Raw genomic sequence first — 18,496 nt, 5'->3', positions numbered from 1 at the left:
GGCACTGCGCGCAATTCTCAGACGCCAGAAACGACAAAGCCCTGAATAATCAGGGCTTTGTCGGTACCAAATATGGCGGAGGCGATGGGATTCGAACTCATGGACCTGTTACAGTCGACGGTTTTCAAGACCGTTGCCTTAAACCACTCGGCCACACCTCCGTTGCGTTGCGGGCGCCATAATACCTGAATGAAACACACTGTCAAACTCTCTGCATGGGTTGGTGCAGAGCGTCTGTTAGGATCTGTGCGACTGATCGTTTCAGTCCAACAGGAGTGTCGCCATGCGCGAACAGGATTACGCAGTTAATAACGGCGTGCAGGCTGAGCAGCTAGAGGTTAGCCGCGTCCTGCGCAACACTTACGGCCTACTGGCTCTGACCCTCGCATTCAGCGGCGTGATGGCTTTCGTTGCGCAGCAGATGCGCGTTGGCTACCCGAACATTTTCGTGGTGCTGATCGGCTTTTACGGGCTGTTCTTCCTCACTAACAAACTCCGCGACTCCGCGTGGGGCCTGGTGTCGGCGTTTGCCTTGACCGGTTTCATGGGTTTCCTGCTCGGTCCGATCCTCAACCGTTACCTGGGCATGCAGGGCGGCGCTGAAGTGGTCAGCTCGGCATTCGCCATGACTGCACTGGTATTCGGTGGTCTGTCGGCTTACGTGTTGATCACTCGTAAGGACATGAGCTTCCTCGGTGGCTTCATCACCGCGGGTTTCTTCGTCCTGCTGGGCGCAACGCTGGCTAGTTTCTTCTTCCAGATCAGCGGCCTGCAACTGGCGATCAGCGCAGGTTTCGTGCTGTTCTCGTCGGTCTGCATTCTGTTCCAGACCAGCGCCATCATCCATGGCGGCGAGCGTAACTACATCATGGCGACCATCAGCCTGTATGTATCGATCTACAACCTGTTCATCAGCTTGTTGCAGATCTTCGGCATCATGAGCCGCGACGACTGATCGCTGTCGTTAGAAAACGAAAAACCCGCCTCGGCGGGTTTTTTGTTGTCTGCAGGAAACCTTACGGGATCAATTGATAATGATGCTGCCGTCTATGTGCTGTTTATAGAGGGTGTAAGGCAGCAACAGCGTATCGAGGACGCCGGATGCTGCTGCATCGATCAGCACGCCGGGGTTGGCATTGTTGTAGTCGAAGGTGTCGACACCGTCTTTCACTTCCGCATGCATCAGGCAGAAGTCGTAGGTCACGCCGCTGTAGATTCGGGGCACGGCGCCGCAGTAGGTTTTTTCGTCCTTGAGGCTCTTGGCCGTGGCTTGATCGCTGCGCACGACCGTTTGCACCGTCCCGCAACCACTGAGCAGCACCGCTGCAATCAACATGACCTGAGTTTTCATCACCGCCAATCCTTCGCCGGAAAAAACTCAATCTACGCCGAACCTGCTGGAAAAGCACTCACGCCATCGGCGGTAAACGGCGCTTGACCGGGGTCTTCTTGACGATCGCGGTGTTGGTTTCCGCCAGCGTATTGAGGCGGTCGAGGAGGGTGTCCAGTTGTTCCATCGAGCGCACATGCAGGCGGGCGATAAAGCAGTCTTCGCCCGTCACCTTGTCGCATTCGGTGAATTCGGGGATCGACATGATCTGCCGCTCGACTTCCTGCAACTGCCCCGGCAACGGCCGCACGCGGACGATGGCTTGCAGTTGATAGCCGAAGCATTTCGGATCGATTTCGACGGTGTAGCCCTTGAGTACGCCGCGTTCTTCCAGACGCTTCAAGCGCTCGGCCACGCTGGGTGACGACAATCCGCTGATCTGCGCCAATGCCTTTAGCGAGCGGCGCGAGTCTTCCATCAATGCGCTAATCAGAATCTGGTCGATATCGTCAGTCATGTAGCTCCTCCCGGATTAGGCGATTTCAGATAATCACCCGCGATAAAAAAGGCAGATCCGCAGTTTAGCCTGTCTTTTGCTCTGGAGAGAGCCCCTGTCCACTCGGCATACTTTTGTCACAAAGACAGGAGATAAACGATGGACACAACAACCCGCCGCGGCTCGTTTGAAATGACCGCCGCCATGCTGATATCCGGAACCATCGGCTGGTTCGTGTTGGTCTCCGGGCAACCGGTGCTGGACGTGGTGTTCTGGCGCTGCGTGTTCGGCGCTGGCACCTTGTTGCTGATTTGCGCTGCGTTCGGCTTTCTGCGCCCGGGCATCCTCACTCGCACCACATTCTTGCTGGCGGTGCTCAGCGGTGTGGCGATTGTTGGCAACTGGCTGCTGTTGTTCGCCTCGTATTCGAAAGCCTCAATTGCCATCGGCACGGCGGTGTACAACGTGCAGCCGTTCATGCTGGTGGGGTTGGCGGCGCTGTTTCTCGGTGAAAAAATCACCCTGCAGAAGCTGTTCTGGCTGGCGATTTCATTTATGGGGATGCTGGCGATTGTCAGCGCCCACGGCACGCAGGGCGCGAGCGGAAACGATTACCTGATGGGCATTGCCCTGGCGCTGGGCGCGGCGTTTCTCTATGCGATCGCCGCGCTGATCATCAAACGTTTGACCGGCACACCGCCGCACTTGATCGCGCTGATCCAGGTCTGCACCGGCGTACTGTTGCTCGCACCATTCGCGCATTTCTCCGCGCTGCCGCAAGCGCCGAGTGCGTGGGCCAGCCTGATCACGCTGGGCATCGTTCACACCGGCCTGATGTACGTGTTGCTCTACGGCGCGATCCAGAAACTGCCGACAGCACTGACCGGTGCGCTGTCGTTCATCTATCCGATTGCGGCGATTTTCGTCGACTGGTTTGCCTTCGGTCATCGACTGCAACCGCTGCAATGGCTGGGCGTGGCGGCGATTCTGCTGGCGGCAGCGGGCATGCAACAGGGCTGGGGTTTCAAGTCCAGAGCCGGTGTCGCTGCACGGCCTTAAATGGCTTTGATCAAGTCTTTGAACGCGCCTTTCAACAGCTGATTGCCGGCATCGACCAGATGATTGTCATCAAAGTACAGCGGCTCGCCATTCAGCGAGCCCATGCAATTGCCATCGGGACACAGCAATGGCGTCGGGTCGATCACTGTTGCGTTGCACTGTTTGGCAGCGGCTTCGATGGTGAAATTGGCGATCCTGTTGCGTTTTTGATAGTCGACCAAAGGCACTGAGATATCGGCGGTCTGCTGGAAAATCCGCTGATTGAGGTTCAGGCCTTTATAAACGCTGAAGGGCATTTCCGGGATCGGCCGGACGATATACACCGGATGGTTTTGCGCGATCTCACACACGGTTTTGCTGTACTCGGCCACGTATTCGTCGATGAAGGCCGATTCACCTTTGGGGCTGTCAGGGAAGTGAATGCGATAGCTGTTGCCCCGGCCGGGATCGGAGTACAGCGCGGCCCGACTGAACAGCACCACCGGAACGCCCTTGTATGAATCCTTCAAGATCTGCAGCTTTTCATGGTTGAAGGCTTGGCACTTGGCTTGAAGATCCTTGTTGTGCATTTCGAAGTTCTGCAATTGAGGACAGCCACCGCGTGACCACGATAGCGCGGCGTGCGGATTGTTCATCTGCACCGCAGCGGCGGTCGATTCGGCATGACTGTCGCCGAACAAAATCACTGAAACGTCCCCGGTGCCCAGCTTGCAGTCCGCCGCGTCGTAGGCGTTGGGGTAGCACGCTTTTGGGTAGAGTTTGCTGGCGTATTGCGGTTGTCCGAGGTCGACGAATGCAAACCGCGCAGCGGGATACTTCTTCACTAGCGACGAGGTCACCGACGCCACGGCAATGACCGCCACCGTCAGCGCGGCGAACTTGAACAGCGTGCGCGGCGGCGTGGTGATCTTGCGGGTTTTCGATTCCACGTATCGGAATGACAGCGCACCGAGCACGAACGACAGAACAATGCCGCCCAGCACATGCGGCCAACTGCTGAGCAAACCGCACAGATACAGTAGCACCACCAGCGGCCAGTGCCAGAGGTAAACGGAGTAGGAAATGCTTCCGGTAAATTGCAGCGCCTTGTTGCGGCTGAACAGCGAATGCGTGTTGCCGTAAATCACCAGCATCGTCCCCAGCACCGGCAGCAGCGCCAGATAACCTGGCCAGAGATCGTTTTCGGAAAAGCCCAGAACGCTGATCAAAATCGCGATCAAGCCAAACGCTTCGCTGAGCAAGCCATTACGCTGGCTGAGCCGCAGCGGAAACAGAAAGACCAGTCCGCCGGCAATCATTTCCCACGCGCGGGTGGGCAGCATGTAGAAGGCAAAGGTTGGATTTTTTTCTGTCACAACCACGGATGCGGCGAACGAAACCACGGCCAGTGCGAGCAGCGCATAGCGGGTCTTTTGCGAACCGAAGAATTTGTACAGCCCCATGACCAGCACGGGGTAGAGCATGTAGAACTGCCATTCGACTGAGAGCGACCACGTGTGCAGCAGCCAATTCTCGTGCAGCGGTGCGTCGAAGTAATTGCCGTCTTTGGCGAACAGGAAATTTGAGCTGAACAGCAGGCTGCTCTTGATAGTGCGGATAGATTCGCGGAAATCATCCAGCGGCAGATACACGTAGCCGAAAATCAACAGCGCCACGCACAGTGTCGCCAGCGCCGGAATGATCCGCCGGGCCCTTGAGGCGTAGAAGCCGAGCAGGGAAAACTTCTGTTGTTGCAGGCCGCTGAAGATGATCCCGGTCATGAGGAAACCGGAGATCACGAAAAACACGTCGACCCCGGCAAAGCCGCCATCGAAACCGAGGACGTTGAAGTGAAAGAGCACCACCGACAAAACGGCGAGTGCCCTCAAAGCATTGATGTTTTCCCTGAACTGCATGTGCGCATCCATTCACGTACTTTGCGATGGCGCATTGTAGTGATCATGTCTGCGTTGTTACATGGGAAAATTCGCCGCGCGTCAGATGTTCCAGCGCGGCGCGGTTTTCGCCAGCCGCTGACGCATGTCGCCGATATTCGCGGCGAGTTGACGGGTCAATAAGCGATAACCGTCCAGCGCGCTGTAAACCGGTGCGTCCAGGCCGGCGTCCGGCAACTCCACAGGTCGATCGAGACGTTGGCTTGCGCCGGTTTTCAACGCCCGCGCCATGCCGATCAATTGCACCCGAATCTGCCGGTGTTCAGCCTTCAGCGCTGATTGCAGATGCGCCATGGCCTCGGGGTCGTTAGCGTCCGGGCGGGTGTTGCCGAGGATTTCCAGGGTGCTGATGCACATGCGCAGGTTGCGCTGGATCGCATCCAGTTCGGTCATGGAAATCTTCACTTCCTTGGACACCGACGGCATCAGCGAGCGCAGTTGCACCATCACCGTGCCCAAACGGCCCATCAGTTTCAAATGCTCGTCTGCGCTGACCGGTTGGCCGCTGATGATCCGTCCATACACCGTGGCGCAATCGCGCAGCGCGTCGGCGAGGTTGTAGCGCCACGAGTACACGGCGTACAGCGGCAGCGCGAAGGAAAAGGCCAGGGCGAGGGCGATGCCGATCAAAATATCGACGCCGCGCCACAAGCCGTCGGTGATCGGGTTGTCACCATGCCCGGCGACGATAAACACCGTGATCGCCGAGAGCAGAGCGGTGTAACCCCCCTTGCCGATGGCGTGATACGAGAAGAATCCGCAGACCACCGCCATCGCAAAGTACGTCAGCCACGGCATGCCGAGCCACGCCTGTTGCGCCACGAGAACCAAGCCTACGGCGGCGCCGATCAACGTGCCGGTGGCGCGTTCGGCGGCTTTTTTGCCGATGTTGCCGTGGTGCTGCAAGCCGCCAATTACCACAAGCATGGTCACCGAAGCCCACTCGCCGTGGGGCAGATTGATGCCGGTGGTCAGCAGAATCGTCGCCAGCAACCCGAGGGCAACACGCACGGCGTGGATCAGTCGGGCGTGGCGGTAGCGCCGGTATGGATCGAGCAACGGTCGCAGGATTCGGCGCAACAGCGGTGGCAGTCGGTGGGTGCTGTGAGTACTCAGTGCGAACCTCTCGTCAGTGTTTTTTCAGATCAATGGAAAGGGAAAATGTAATTCATCCACGCCGCCATGCGCAGGAGAATTTTGCGCATCGCGCCGATGTGATGAAAGTGCTGACTGTACAGCGCCGCCTGACCGTAAGCGCCGCCGGGCATCTGTTTGGCGTACTGGGCGTAGTCCGGATCGGTGATTTCAATGATCACTGGCACTCGCCCGGCCGGCGGTGAACCGGTGTAGCCGATCAACGTGCCGGACGGTTGAATCTGTCCTTCGGCAATCACGCCGATGACGCTTTTCACCCGACCTTCGAAGACCTTGCCGGGAATGCCGTCGAAGGCGACTTCTGCCTCGTCGCCGACGGTCAGACGCAGCAGGCTGTTCTGACGCATCCACGCAGCAAAATACTGGCCTTCTTCGGGGATAAACACCATGGACGGGCGCAGCGGCAACTTGCTCGCCATCATCCCCGGACGCAACGAAACGTGGGTGACGAAACCTTTGCTCGGCGCGCGAACGGTGGTGTTGTCCAGTTCGAACTGGGCGTTGTCGAGTTGCGCCTGCAGGTCATCGGTGCGTGAGATGGCGGCATCCAGTTCGCGCTGAGTGCCGAAGTTACGGCGGATCAATTCGGTGATGCGATAGCGATCACCCTTGGCAGCGACCAGTTGCGCCTTCAGCGATTTCACCCGGTTTTCAAACGGCGTCGGATCGATGCGAAACAGCACATCGCCTTTTTCCAGCGGCTCGTTGCCGTGCACCGGTACTTCGATCACCTGGCCGCTGACGATGGGAATCACTGGCACAGAAACGAAGTAGGAACGCGCCACCTCGGAGTAGGGGTGGTTGTAGTTCATGGTGAAAATCAGCGCACCGATGATCAGAATTCCGCCCAACACGGCGGTGGGAACCGTCCATTTATTCAGCGGGATGCGGAAGATCTTGAACAGCGCGACACAGAATGCGGCGTACGTGAGGATGAGCAGCAGATCCATGCTCAGTTCCCCTCTTTATCAGAGCGCGGTGACTGCGCTTCAAGCCGCTCAATACGACCTTGCAGCTCTATGACTTGCTGCTCCAGCCGCAGCACATGGTTCTGCACCGGTTTGCCGTCGCCGAAACCCCAACCGCGATCCTCGCGATACGCCATCGCCCAGATCCACAGAAACGGCCACAACGCGTGCAGGGTGAACAGGCTGACCCAGCCCGTGGCATGGATCGCATCCTGATGCGGGTGATTACGGTGGACGGCAATTTCGTACGGAATGTCATGCAGCACGATGATCCCGTAGAACAGCACGAGACCGACAAACACCAACAGACCTAACGCGACGTAATCAAGCATGTTCAGCTCCCGGCATCCAGTGCAGCGCTGGAATCAGTGTAGACACTGAAATGCCGGGGGCTTTGTGGATTTAGACGAGAAGCTGATGACTTCCCAATCCGCTTAGAAGATGTAGTCCGTGGTCAGGAAACTCGAATCGCGGCCACGAATGATTTCGCTGATCAGATCCTTGTTGCTGTCCTGGAACTTGGTCGCCACCAGCGTGCGGATCGAAAACACCCGCAAGGCGTCGTGCACCGACAACGTCCCTTCAGCGGAGTTTTTGCGCCCGTTGAACGGATAAGTGTCCGGGCCACGCTGGCATTGCGCGTTGAGGTTGATCCGCCCGACCTGATTGGCAAAGGTGTCGACCAGTCGGCCGACCGCCACCGGGTTGGTGCCGAAGATGCTCAACTGCTGGCCGAAATCCGACTCCAGCACGTAATCGATCACCGTATCGAGGTGACGGTACGGCACGATCGGCACCACCGGGCCGAACTGCTCTTCCTGATAAACGCGCATCTGCGGGTTCACCGGGTACAGCACCGCCGGGTAGAAGAACGATTCACGGGATTCGCCGCCATTGGGGTTGACCACTTGCGCGCCTTTGCTCTGCGCGTCGGCCACCAGAGCGTGCAGATAATCGACTTTGCCAGCCTCCGGCAACGGCGTCAGCGACACACCGCTGTCCCACGGCATACCCGGTTTTAGCGTGGCCAGTTTGGCGTTGAATTTTTCGATAAAGCTGTCGACCACGTCTTCATGGACGAAGAGGATTTTCAGTGCGGTGCAGCGCTGGCCGTTGAACGACAGGGAGCCGGTGACGGCTTCGCTGACGGCATTGTCCAGATCGACCTCCGGCAAGACGATGCCCGGGTTCTTCGCGTCCAGACCCAGGGCGGCGCGCAAGCGGTGTGGTTTTGGGTGCAGTTTTTTCAGGTCGCTGGCGGCTTTGTTGGTGCCGATGAAGGCGAAAATATCGATCTTGCCGCTGGCCATCAGCGCGCTGACAGTTTCGCGGCCACTGCCGTAGATCACGTTGATCACGCCGGTCGGGAAGCTGTCGCGGAACGCTTCAAGCAGAGGGCGGATCAGCAGGACGCCGAGCTTGGCCGGTTTGAACACCACGGTGTTGCCCATGATCAGCGCCGGGATCAGCGTGGTGAAGGTCTCGTTCAGCGGATAATTGTAAGGGCCCATGCACAGCGCGACGCCCAATGGAACGCGGCGGATCTGGCCGAGGGTGTCCTGTTCCAGCTCGAAACGGCTGGAGCGGCGGTCGAGTTCCTTGAGCGCGTTGATGGTATCGACGATGTAATCGCAGGTGCGGTCGAACTCTTTTTCCGAGTCCTTGAGGTTCTTGCCGATTTCCCACATCAGCAGTTTCACCACGGCGTCGCGCTGTTGGCGCATGCGGCCGAGGAAGGCTTCGACGTGCTGAATGCGTTCGGCCACGCGCATGGTCGGCCACAGGCCCTGGCCACGGTCGTAGGCACGCACGGCGGCGTCGAGGGCGGTGAGGGCGGTGTCGGCATCAAGCAACGGCGTGCTGCCGAGGATGACTTGTTCGTCGCCATTGTCACCGTGCAGATACACCGGGCTGCGCACCGTGGCGAGCGGGCCGTCCCAGCGGCGCAACTGGCCGTCGACCAGATATTCACGTTGCTCGACCTGACCGTCGAGGCGATATTTTTCCGGGATGTCGCTGACAGAAGGGAACAGATTGCCAAGGATGTTTGCTGTGCTCATGTCGCTACCCCGCGTACCAATTTGAAAGTCTGTAACGGTTATACGCCTGAATGCCCTGAATTTTAAACCCGCAAATGTCACCCGAATGTCACGCAAACCCCCAGAACAAAAGGGGTGGCCCCATAGCCCCCCTGTAGGAGCTGCCGAAGGCTGCGATCTTTTGATCTGATCGTTCCCATGCTCTGCGTGGGAATGCCTCAAGGGAGGCTTTGCGTTCCAATCGGACGCAGAGCGTCCGGGGCTGCATTCCCACGCAGAGCGTGGGAACGATCATCAACAGGGGGATATGTCGGATTCGGCTGGCCCCGTTTGCCCCCCTCACTGTCCCGCAATGCCCTCAACCTGCTGGCGCGCCTGCCTTAAGGTGTGATCACAACAAGAAGCGATGCCACCCTTGAGGATCGTCATGCGGGCAATTCCCATCACATTACTGCTGACTTTATCCGTGGCGCTGTTTGGCTGCGGCGAAGCCCCGAAACCCCCGGCCAGTTCAAGCACCAACAACGCCATGCCCAAAGACCCGGCACTGGCGCAGATCTACGCCAACAGTTGCCAGCTCTGCCACGCCAATCCCGCCGCCAACGCGCCGCTCACGGGTGATCGCAAAGCCTGGGAACCGCGCATCCAGCAAGGCGCCGACACGCTGCTCGACCACGCCATCAACGGCTACAACGGCATGCCGCCGATGGGTCAGTGCGTCGAGTGCAGCGAAGAACAATTTCTGCAATTGATCGGCTTCATGGCCGACCAGCCACTCCCACAATAAGGTGCCCGGCATGACGATGGATCTGACACGGCGCCAGTTATTGCAGCGGGCTAGCATCATCGGCGCGTTCAGCGCGTTGGCGAGCAATCCGGCTCTCGGCCAATTGATGCGCGCGCCACGGCTGATTCCGTGGCGCAACTGGTCGGGCGGGCAGAGTTGCCTGCCGGCGGCGCGCCTTGCGCCGAAGAATCTCGACGAACTGACAAGTGTGATCAAACAGGCCCAAGGCAAGATCCGCCCGGTCGGTTCGGCACATTCCTTCAGCGCTCTGGTGCCCACCGACGGTACGCTGCTGTCGCTGAGCTACTTCAATGGCCTGCTCGATCACGATGCAAAAACCTTACAGGCGGAATTCGCCGCCGGCACACCAATGTCGCGCATGGGCGTACCGTTAAAAGACATCGGCCAGGCCCTGCAAAACATGGCCGACATCGATTACCAGACCCTCGCCGGCGCGATCTCCACTTCGACGCACGGCACCGGGAAGAACTTCCAGTCCTACTCCGCTCACGTTTGCGGCATGCAACTGGTGACCGCCAGTGGCGAAGTACTCGACTGCGACAGTCAGCGTCATCCCGAGGTGTTCAGCGCGGCGCGGGTCTCCCTCGGCGCCCTCGGCGTGGCGACCAAAATTCGTCTGCAAAACCGTCCGGCTTATCGTCTGCGCGAACGCCAATGGATCGCCAAGACTGAAGAGCTGCTGGAAGACATCGACAAGAACACCAGCGAAAACCAACACTGGGAAATGCTCGTCGTCACCCACTCCGACTACGCCTTGTCCGTCGCCCTCAACGAAACCGATGAGCCGGCCACGCCGCCCATCCCGCCGGAAGAAGAGGGCGGCAACGAGTTCGTCACCCTGATCGAAAAGATTGACAAATACGGCAGCGACTTCCCCGACCTGCGCCGCACCATGCTCAATAGCCTGCGCCATCTGGCGAGTTTCGATGATCGCATCGGCGACTCGTTTGACATCTACGCCAACGTGCGCACCGTGCGCTTCAACGAGATGGAGTATTCGGTGCCCGCCGAACACGGCCCGGCCTGTCTGCGCGAGATTCTCAAGCTGATTCAGGACAAGGATCTGCGCACTTGGTTTCCCATCGAGTACCGTTACGTCAAAGCCGACGACATTCCGCTGAGCATGTTCGAGGGCCGCGACAGCTGTTCGATCTCGGTGCACCAGCATTACCAGATGGATCATCACAATTTCTTTGCGGCGGTCGAGCCGATTTTCTGGAAGTACAACGGCCGCCCGCACTGGGGCAAATTGCACACGCTCAACGCGAAAAACCTGCAACCGCTGTATCCGCGCTGGCGCGAGTTTGTCGACGTGCGCCAGGCGCTGGATCCTAGCGGGCGATTCTTGAACGCGCATTTGTCATCGATTCTGGGGGTGAGCTGATGGCGGTTAATCGACGTAACTTCCTGCTCGGTACATTGGGCGTCGGCGCCTTGCTGGTCGGGGTTGGCGCGTGGTTGCGGCCGGGCGATCGTGGCGGGCCGTACAGCGATTATTTTCGTGCGCTCAACCGTGAGTTGAAAGATAAAGGCCCGATGCGGCCGGTGCTGCTGATCGATCTGGATCGACTCGATCACAACATCGACGTGGTCATGCAGTCGGTGAAGCGCGGCGGCAAACATTTGCGGCTGGTCGAGAAATCGCTGCCATCGCCGGGGCTGCTGAGCTACATCGCGCAACGCGCGGGGACACAGCGTTTGATGTCGTTTCATCAGCCGTTTCTCAATCACGATGCGGTGACGTTTCCGCAGTCGGATATTTTGCTCGGCAAGCCGTTGCCGGTACGTTCAGCCGAGTTGTTTTACCAAGCCCACAAAGGCCCGTTTGATCCGTCGAAGCAGTTGCAATGGCTGCTCGACGGCCCTGAACGATTGCAGCAATACCTGCAACTCGCACAGGGCTTGGGCACGCGGATGCGCATCAACATCGAGCTGGATGTTGGCCTGCATCGTGGCGGGGTCAGTGATGTGAATGTGCTGGGGCAAATGCTCACCCTGATCAGCGCCAACCCGCAGCATCTGCAGTTTGCCGGGTTTATGGGCTACGACCCGTTCGTGGGCATGGGCGTGCCGGGGATACTCGGTTCGCCCGAGGAATTGTTCGCCAAGGTCATGGTAATTTATCAGCGTTGCGTTGACTTTACCCGTCAGCAGTTTCCCGGTTTGTGGCACGACGGACTGTGCCTGAACACCGCCGGCAGCCCGAGTTATCGCATGCATGAACATGAGAAGCTGAGCACGGAAGTGTCGGTGGGCACGGCGATGCTCAAACCGACGCATTACGATTTGCCGTCGCTGACCGAGCATGTACCTGCGACCTATATCGCCACGCCGGTGTTGAAAAGCACCGGCGCGGTGAACATCCCGGCGCTGGACGACAAGTCGCGGCTGTTTTCTTGGTGGGACGCGAATCAGCGCGAGACCTTTTTCATCTACGGCGGCAACTGGATGGCCGAATTCGAATCGCCACAGGGTTTGCAGAGCAACACGGTATACGGGCGCAGCTCGAATCAGGAAATGGTCAACGGCTCCAGCGCTGTCGGCCTGAATATCGAAGATCAAGTCTTCCTGCGCCCGACCCAGACTGAAGCCGTGCTGCTGCAATTTGGCGACCTGCTGGCGGTGCGCGGCGACAAAATCGTCGACACCTGGCCGGTCTATTCCTGAAGCAAAAGATCGCAGCCTTCGGCAGCTCCTACATTGGGCGGTATTCCCCTGTAGGAGCTGCCGAAGGCTGCGATCTTTTGATTTTGATTCTCCATGCCAACCCGGCAGAACGGTCTACGCTTGAAAACGCCATGACCAAATCAGCACAAGCATGGCGTCTCAATCTGAAGAACAAGGAAGATCCAATGACTCAATTGATCACCCAGGTATCCCCGCAATCCTTGACCGATGTGCTGCAAGCCGCCGGTTATCGCGTCAACCAGACCGAACAGAACGGCATCGTCCAGCTACTCAGCGCCAGCCAGGGCATAGGCTACGCCGTGCGTTTCGGCAATCCGGCAGCGGAGCAGGGCAGCTACGTCGACTTCACCTTCAGTTGCGCATTGCGCGTGCAAGGTGAGCTGCCGGCCGGCGTCGCGGAACGCTGGAACGCCACTCGGCGTTTTGCGCGGTTGTCGTTGCAGGGCGAATTTCTGGTGATGGAAATGGACGTGGTGGTCGGCGCCGGGGTCAGCAACGATCACCTGCGCGGCAACCTCGAATTGTGGGATCGCCTGTTGCAGGAGTTCATCGTCTATCTGCGCGATTTCAGCCAGACCGCGCAAGCCACCCCGGCAACCGTCGCCGAAGAAGAAGTCGCCCTGACCTGACACACATCCCCCTGTAGGAGCTGCCGAAGGCTGCGATCTTTTGATCCTGGTTTTTAAGATCAAGATCAAGAGATCGCAGCCTTCGGCAGCTCCTACACGGGTTTGTCTGTGGCGGATGAGGGCGTTGTCGGCTTAGAGTGGTCGGCCACACACGGATCACGGACGGATCTGCCATGCACGACGATTACCCCACTATTCACATCGAACGCTTCAGCGAAGCCCACATTGAGGCCATCACTGCGCTCTACAACGACCCGGCCGTGGCGCGGCAGGTGTTGCAGATGCCGTTTCAATCCACCGAAGTCTGGCGGCAGCGGTTGCAGGCGGAAAACGATCGGGCGGTGAAGCTGGTGGCGCTGCATGAAGGCGTGGTGATCGGCAATCTCGGGCTGGAAGCGTTTTCACGGATTCGCCGGGCGCATGCCGGCAGTTTCGGCATGGCCGTTGCGGTGGCGTGGCAGGGCAAGGGTGTCGGGTCGAAATTGTTGACGGCGGCGCTGGATGTCGCCGACAACTGGATGAACCTGCACCGCGTCGAGCTTTCGGTGTATGCCGATAACGAAGCGGCGATCAGCCTCTACCGCAAGTTCGGTTTCGAGGATGAAGGGCTGTTCCGCGATTACGCGGTGCGTGACGGGCAATGGGTCGACACCCTGAGCATGGCCCGTCTGCGACGCAGCACTAAAACCTGACTCAGTCGCCCAGGGCGAACGCCACCGCCGACTGTGCATGCAGTTCGGTGGTGTCGAGCAGGGGCAGGGCGCTGTGTTCGGGTTTGATCAACATGCCGATTTCGGTGCAGCCGAGGATGATTGCCTGAGCGCCGCGTGCGGTCAGGGATTCAATGACTTTTTGGTAGGTCTGCCGCGAGGCTTCGCTGATCACGCCGACACACAGTTCGTCGTAGATGATCCGGTGCACGTCCTTGCGCTCGGCTTCGTCCGGCACCAGAACCTTCAAACCCTGAGCGATCAGGCGCTGCTTGAGGAAATCCTGTTCCATGGTGAACGCCGTGCCGAGCAGGCCAACGGAGCGTGCGTCGATTGCGATCGCAGCCTGGGCTGCCGGTTCGGCGATGTGCAAAAACGGAATGGTGATCGCTGCCTGAATCTGCTCGGCGACCTTGTGCATGGTGTTGGTACACAGCACCACGCATTGCGCGCCGCCCGCTTCGAGCCTGCGTGCAGCGTCCACCAGAATCGCCGCCGCATCGTCCCAGCGCCCGGCGTGCTGGGCTTGTTCGACCGGGCCGAAGTCGACGCTGTACATCAATATTTGCGCCGAACGCAGTGGCCCGAGCCGGTCGCGAACCTGTTGGTTGATGAGTCGATAATATTCGGCGCTGGACTCCCAGCTCATACCGCCGATCAGGCCGATGGTGCGCATTGAAATTCCTCGATCATTGATCTGTGTTTTACCCGAGTGTCCTTTTCTTCCAGGCCTGATGCCAGCAGCAATTGACTGTACCGCTGATCTTTCACGCAAGTGTCACGGTGTGTTGCAAAACCGCAGGCGATTTACCGTACACCGGGGCTTCGATCTGCCACTATCGAACATCGCAGGATCCTTTCCGAGGCACACAGCAATGAGCGACGTACAGCAACTGGGCGAGATGCTTCGTCATTACGCCGAAAGCGAAGCGCACAAAAAGCAACTGTTCGAAACGCAGTCGCAAGTCTGGGCGAGCCGCATTGAAGGGCTGTTCGGCGATATTCAGCGATGGCTGGAGCCTGTGCAGGCGCCGAATCTGCTGGAAGTGAGCCGCGAGGCGTACGTTGCGTTCGGCCCGAGTACGCCGGTTGAGACCTCGACGTTCAAGACCGAGAAGCTGAGCATCGTGATTGCCGGCAAACCGGTGGAGTTTGTGCCCGATGTGATGGGAAGCGCCGGGCAGATTTCGCTGGCGGTGATGGGGCTGACGGCGGCGCGTTACGGCAGTATTTCGTTGGTGGGGCTGCCGGGCGGCGAGTGGCAGTGGCGCAAGACCAATGGTTTGAAGGATCCGGACACGTTTGTGTTCGATGCGAATTTTTTGGCGTTGCAATTGCAGAGCCTTATCCCCCGCGAACGCGGCTAAGATCAAGGGCATACCCCCTCACCCCAGCCCTCTCCCCCAAGGGGGCGAGGGGGAAAGGGAGCCGATCTTTGTTGTGTTCAATTGCAAGTTCGACTCAGGACTTTCAGGTCGATGTATCTCGAATATCCAACCCGGTCAGTTCCCTCTCCCTCCGGGAGAGGGCTAGGGTGAGGGCAACCCCAGACCCACCTCAAATCTCCAGATTACCCCAACCCGATTTCACCACCTCCGGCGCCACCGCTTTCACGCTTTTCCCGGTAGCCAACTCAACCCGCCGCGCCACCTCCGGATCATCAGCAAACGGCACCATACTCGCCTCATCCAGACTCTCCGCCGTCTCCCGCCGCAAGCAGTACTCCACCGCCAGCCACAAAAACACCACGCCCAGCCCATCAAAAAACACCTCGATCATGACGGCCTCCCAGCCTCAGGCAATCTGCGCTTCACGCTGAGCCAGTGCCACATCAGCCACACGCACCGTACGCCAGACGTTGTAAGCCATCAGCAACATCCCGCTAAGAAAAAACACCCCGCCGGCAAAACGCACGATGAACCCAGGGTGACTGGCCTGCAGCGCTTCGACAAACGAGTACGTCAGCGTGCCGTCCTCGTTGATCGCCCGCCACATCAGTCCCTGGGTAATGCCGTTGACCCACATCGAGGCGATGTACAACACCGTGCCAATCGTCGCCAGCCAGAAGTGCAGGTTGATCAACGGCGTGCTGTACATCTGCTCGCGGCCGAAGACTTTCGGCACCATGTGGTAGGTCGCGCCGAAGGTGATCATCGCCACCCAGCCCAACGCCCCGGCGTGAACGTGGCCGATGGTCCAGTCGGTGTAGTGGGAGAGGGCGTTGACGGTTTTGATCGCCATCATCGGCCCTTCGAACGTCGACATGCCGTAGAACGCCAGCGACAGCACGAGAAAGCGCAGAATCGGGTCAGTGCGCAATTTATGCCAGGCGCCGGAGAGCGTCATCATGCCGTTGATCATCCCGCCCCAGCTCGGCGCGAGCAGGATCAGCGACATGGCCATGCCCAATGACTGCGCCCAATCCGGCAGCGCGGTGTAGTGCAAGTGGTGCGGGCCGGCCCAGATGTACAAGGTGATCAACGCCCAGAAGTGCACGATCGACAACCGATACGAATACACCGGCCGATTGACCTGTTTCGGCACGAAGTAATACATCATCCCGAGGAAACCGGTGGTGAGGAAAAAACCCACCGCGTTGTGCCCGTACCACCACTGCACCATCGCGTCGGTGGCCCCGGAATACACCGGATACGACTTGAACCAGTCGACCGGAATCGACAGGTGATTGACCACGTGCAGCATCGCAATCACCAGAATGAACGCGCCGAAGAACCAGTTGCCGACGTAGATGTGTTTTGTCTTGCGCTGCACCACGGTGGTGAAGAACACCACGGCGTAGGCGACCCAGACCACGGCCATCCACACCGCCCCGGAAAATTCGATTTCGGCGTATTCCTTGGTGGTGGTGTAGCCCAGCGGCGGGGTGATCAGCATGATCACGATCACCGATTGCCAGCCCCAGAAAGTGAACGCTGCGAGGGTGTCCGAGTACAGCCTCACCTGGCAGGTGCGCTGTACTGCGTAGTAACTGGCGGCGAATTGCGCGCTGCCGGCGAAGCCGAAAATCACCAGGCTGGTGTGCAACGGTCGCAAGCGGCCGAAGGTGGTCCACGGCAAGTCCAGATTCATGTCCGGCCATACCAATTGAGAGGCGATCCATACCCCCATCGCCATCCCCACGACTCCCCAGAAAATAGTCGCGATGACGAATTGGCGGACGACCTTGTAGTTATAAGCCTGTCCGATTATTGCTGTGCTCATGGTCAGTTCATCCACGGTTGCAAAGTCTTGCCAGGCCACCCGGTCTGACATGGGCTGCACTGTAGGAACACCGTGGAAAACAAAACAGGCTCAGGAATTGTTGATTTGTGCGGATCAGATTTTGGCTTTTCCTGCGGCTATCTGACGCGGTCTGATATGGTTTTTGTGGTTTTTTCCGAATCTATAACGTGTGGATGTTCTGTAGGAGCCGAGCTTGCTCGCGAAAGCGGTATACCAGTCAAACTGATAGTGCCTGACACGCCGCCTTCGCGAGCAAGCTCAGCTCCTACAAGGGATCTCCGGCGCCCATTCCAATATTTTTGGATGTGGGGGAAACCCTTACAAGCCTCCGCCATCGGGGATTTTCCCTTGGGTCGATGATGGCATTTTGTTAAAGTCCCGCCCGCCAGCGGGATTCGGCTGGACGATGGAATCGATGAAGGGAGTCGGGTTTGTGAGTGTGGGCAAAAAGATTTTGGGCCTCACGGCGATGCTGTTGATGCTGACGCTGTGGGCCAGTTACTTCTATGTGTTCAAGGAAAACCGCAACGGCCAGCTCGGCGGTGTTGGCGAAAGTACCGCGTGGTGCGGCACGCCACCGTCCACGCAAGCGGCGTTGCTGGGCAAGGATCAACTGACCTTGCGCGTCACCAATAACCTGCGCGGCGAGTTCATGGTCGGCGGCTCATTGGTGGTGTCCGAGCGCACGTTCAATCGCTACGACCTCGGTCGCAATGAACTGCGCCTGCGCCTGGAACCGCTGCAGTGGACCTTCGGCGCCACGCCGATTTTCCTTGAGCAAGTCAAGGTTCAGCCGCTCAGCCGCAACCTGGCCTCATCCAACAAAAGCGCCTACGCCGAACTGGAACCACGGCCGATCGGTGTTCAGGGCCAGGTCGCCGCGTTCCCGTTCGATACCTATCGCTACGGCTACAAACCGGTGCTCTATTACCTCAAGGGCAGCGAGCGCATCGACCTGCGTTTCAGGAGCATCACCACGCTGATGGAAATGTCCAACACCTTCACGCCAATCCAGAAGTACAACCGCGTCGACTACATCAACGAGAAAAACTCGCTGATCCGCGACGAGGATTACAAGGCTTACGGGGCGCACGAATGTGCCTTTAGCGTTGAGCGTAAGGACTCGTTCAAAGTCGTGGTGTTGTTGATGTTGCTGGTGCTGTGCCTGCCGCTGATGCTGGTGTTTTATCGCGACGAACCGGGGATCGATTTTCTGGCCACGCTGGTGGGGATTGCTGTAGTGCGGGTGGTGCTGGTCGGGCCGGTGCAGGACTTTCAGTTGTACAACATCGACTTTGTGTTTGGCGCGGCGATTTTGTTAGTGGGCACGGTGTCGTTGATCTGTAGTGGTCTAATTTCCCCGGACACCCCGATAGGTGGAAAATACATCTATCGAGGAGTTATTCATGACCAAAAAACGCAGGGCATTCGACGACA

Annotated in this window: 19 protein-coding genes and 1 tRNA gene; 9 read left to right on the top strand and 11 right to left on the bottom strand. The window is 58.7% G+C overall.

Features of this window, described 5'->3' with window-relative positions:
* Positions 1–73: 73 nt before the first annotated feature.
* Positions 74–161: transfer RNA gene (locus ACIP66_RS00100), tRNA-Ser, on the bottom strand.
* Positions 162–283: 122 nt separating this feature from the next.
* Between ACIP66_RS00100 and ACIP66_RS00095 the strand changes: the two genes are divergently transcribed.
* Complete coding sequence (locus tag ACIP66_RS00095) at positions 284–955, top strand: Bax inhibitor-1/YccA family protein (RefSeq protein ID WP_053120677.1); 672 nt, start codon at positions 284–286, stop codon at positions 953–955.
* A 69-nt stretch (positions 956–1,024) separates the two neighbouring features.
* On the opposite strand, the gene ACIP66_RS00090 is transcribed toward ACIP66_RS00095, so the two are convergent.
* Both ACIP66_RS00090 and ACIP66_RS00085 read right to left on the bottom strand, forming a co-directional pair.
* Positions 1,025–1,351 carry a YceK/YidQ family lipoprotein gene (locus ACIP66_RS00090; protein WP_400644184.1) on the bottom strand — a complete coding sequence of 109 codons (327 nt, stop codon included), beginning with the start codon at positions 1,349–1,351 and terminating at the stop codon, positions 1,025–1,027.
* A 58-nt stretch (positions 1,352–1,409) separates the two neighbouring features.
* Positions 1,410–1,847 (bottom strand): Lrp/AsnC family transcriptional regulator, encoded by a 438-nt coding sequence (locus tag ACIP66_RS00085; RefSeq protein ID WP_053120674.1) that lies wholly within the window; start codon positions 1,845–1,847, stop codon positions 1,410–1,412.
* A gap of 138 nt (positions 1,848–1,985) precedes the next feature.
* Between ACIP66_RS00085 and ACIP66_RS00080 the strand changes: the two genes are divergently transcribed.
* A complete protein-coding gene (locus ACIP66_RS00080) occupies positions 1,986–2,885 on the top strand; it encodes a DMT family transporter (RefSeq protein ID WP_400644181.1) in 900 nt (299 codons plus the stop codon).
* On the opposite strand, the gene ACIP66_RS00075 is transcribed toward ACIP66_RS00080, so the two are convergent.
* The 5 genes from ACIP66_RS00075 to ACIP66_RS00055 form a co-directional block, all read right to left on the bottom strand.
* On the bottom strand, positions 2,882–4,780 hold the full coding sequence (locus ACIP66_RS00075; RefSeq protein ID WP_400644179.1) for an acyltransferase family protein: 1,899 nt from the start codon (positions 4,778–4,780) through the stop codon (positions 2,882–2,884). The two genes, ACIP66_RS00080 and ACIP66_RS00075, sit on opposite strands and share 4 nt — an antisense overlap.
* Positions 4,781–4,861: 81 nt before the next feature.
* Entirely contained in the window at positions 4,862–5,902 is a 1,041-nt protein-coding gene (locus ACIP66_RS00070; RefSeq protein WP_400644685.1) for an FUSC family protein, read from the bottom strand.
* 62 nt (positions 5,903–5,964) lie between these two features.
* Positions 5,965–6,924 (bottom strand): HlyD family secretion protein, encoded by a 960-nt coding sequence (locus ACIP66_RS00065; RefSeq protein WP_053120670.1) that lies wholly within the window; start codon positions 6,922–6,924, stop codon positions 5,965–5,967.
* A 2-nt stretch (positions 6,925–6,926) separates the two neighbouring features.
* Positions 6,927–7,274, bottom strand: a complete 348-nt coding sequence (locus ACIP66_RS00060; protein ID WP_053120668.1) for a DUF3302 domain-containing protein — start codon at positions 7,272–7,274, stop codon at positions 6,927–6,929.
* Between the two features lie 102 nt (positions 7,275–7,376).
* Positions 7,377–9,002: an NADP-dependent glyceraldehyde-3-phosphate dehydrogenase gene (locus tag ACIP66_RS00055; protein ID WP_400644174.1), complete on the bottom strand. Its 1,626-nt coding sequence runs from the start codon at positions 9,000–9,002 to the stop codon at positions 7,377–7,379.
* 406 nt (positions 9,003–9,408) lie between these two features.
* On the opposite strand from ACIP66_RS00055, the gene ACIP66_RS00050 reads away from it, so the two are divergent.
* The 5 genes from ACIP66_RS00050 to ACIP66_RS00030 all read left to right on the top strand — a co-directional run bounded on the left by ACIP66_RS00050 (position 9,409) and on the right by ACIP66_RS00030 (position 13,798).
* On the top strand, positions 9,409–9,768 hold the full coding sequence (locus ACIP66_RS00050; protein WP_400644172.1) for a c-type cytochrome: 360 nt from the start codon (positions 9,409–9,411) through the stop codon (positions 9,766–9,768).
* A gap of 76 nt (positions 9,769–9,844) precedes the next feature.
* Complete coding sequence (locus ACIP66_RS00045; RefSeq protein WP_400644683.1) at positions 9,845–11,173, top strand: D-arabinono-1,4-lactone oxidase; 1,329 nt, start codon at positions 9,845–9,847, stop codon at positions 11,171–11,173.
* 74 nt (positions 11,174–11,247) lie between these two features.
* Positions 11,248–12,456 carry a DSD1 family PLP-dependent enzyme gene (locus ACIP66_RS00040; RefSeq protein WP_400644680.1) on the top strand — a complete coding sequence of 403 codons (1,209 nt, stop codon included), beginning with the start codon at positions 11,248–11,250 and terminating at the stop codon, positions 12,454–12,456.
* A 185-nt stretch (positions 12,457–12,641) separates the two neighbouring features.
* Positions 12,642–13,106 (top strand): YbjN domain-containing protein, encoded by a 465-nt coding sequence (locus ACIP66_RS00035; RefSeq protein WP_400644169.1) that lies wholly within the window; start codon positions 12,642–12,644, stop codon positions 13,104–13,106.
* Positions 13,107–13,279: 173 nt separating this feature from the next.
* Positions 13,280–13,798: a GNAT family N-acetyltransferase gene (locus ACIP66_RS00030; protein WP_400644166.1), complete on the top strand. Its 519-nt coding sequence runs from the start codon at positions 13,280–13,282 to the stop codon at positions 13,796–13,798.
* A gap of 1 nt (position 13,799) precedes the next feature.
* Here the strand turns inward: ACIP66_RS00030 and ACIP66_RS00025 are convergent, their stop codons facing one another.
* Positions 13,800–14,492: an aspartate/glutamate racemase family protein gene (locus tag ACIP66_RS00025; RefSeq protein WP_400644163.1), complete on the bottom strand. Its 693-nt coding sequence runs from the start codon at positions 14,490–14,492 to the stop codon at positions 13,800–13,802.
* Between the two features lie 199 nt (positions 14,493–14,691).
* Here ACIP66_RS00025 and ACIP66_RS00020 point away from each other — a divergent pair, with 199 nt between their 5' ends.
* Positions 14,692–15,183, top strand: a complete 492-nt coding sequence (locus ACIP66_RS00020) for a hypothetical protein (protein WP_053120651.1) — start codon at positions 14,692–14,694, stop codon at positions 15,181–15,183.
* A 190-nt stretch (positions 15,184–15,373) separates the two neighbouring features.
* Here ACIP66_RS00020 and ACIP66_RS00015 read toward each other — a convergent pair whose 3' ends face one another.
* Together ACIP66_RS00015 and ccoN are read right to left on the bottom strand one after the other, a co-directional pair.
* A complete protein-coding gene (locus tag ACIP66_RS00015) occupies positions 15,374–15,595 on the bottom strand; it encodes a cbb3-type cytochrome c oxidase subunit 3 (protein WP_282355004.1) in 222 nt (73 codons plus the stop codon).
* Between the two features lie 15 nt (positions 15,596–15,610).
* Positions 15,611–17,038 carry a cytochrome-c oxidase, cbb3-type subunit I gene (gene ccoN / locus ACIP66_RS00010; protein WP_400644158.1) on the bottom strand — a complete coding sequence of 476 codons (1,428 nt, stop codon included), beginning with the start codon at positions 17,036–17,038 and terminating at the stop codon, positions 15,611–15,613.
* Positions 17,039–17,492: 454 nt separating this feature from the next.
* On the opposite strand from ccoN, the gene ACIP66_RS00005 reads away from it, so the two are divergent.
* Positions 17,493–18,496 (top strand): hypothetical protein (locus ACIP66_RS00005; RefSeq protein ID WP_400644155.1); only part of this gene is annotated, 1,004 nt, incomplete at its 3' end.

It is taken from the genome of Pseudomonas sp. NPDC088429, assembly GCF_044753305.1.
Classification (GTDB): domain Bacteria; phylum Pseudomonadota; class Gammaproteobacteria; order Pseudomonadales; family Pseudomonadaceae; genus Aquipseudomonas; species Aquipseudomonas rustica.
The sequence above is the reverse complement of the archived record's forward strand: the minus strand, read 5'-3'. Positions and strand labels throughout refer to the sequence as shown.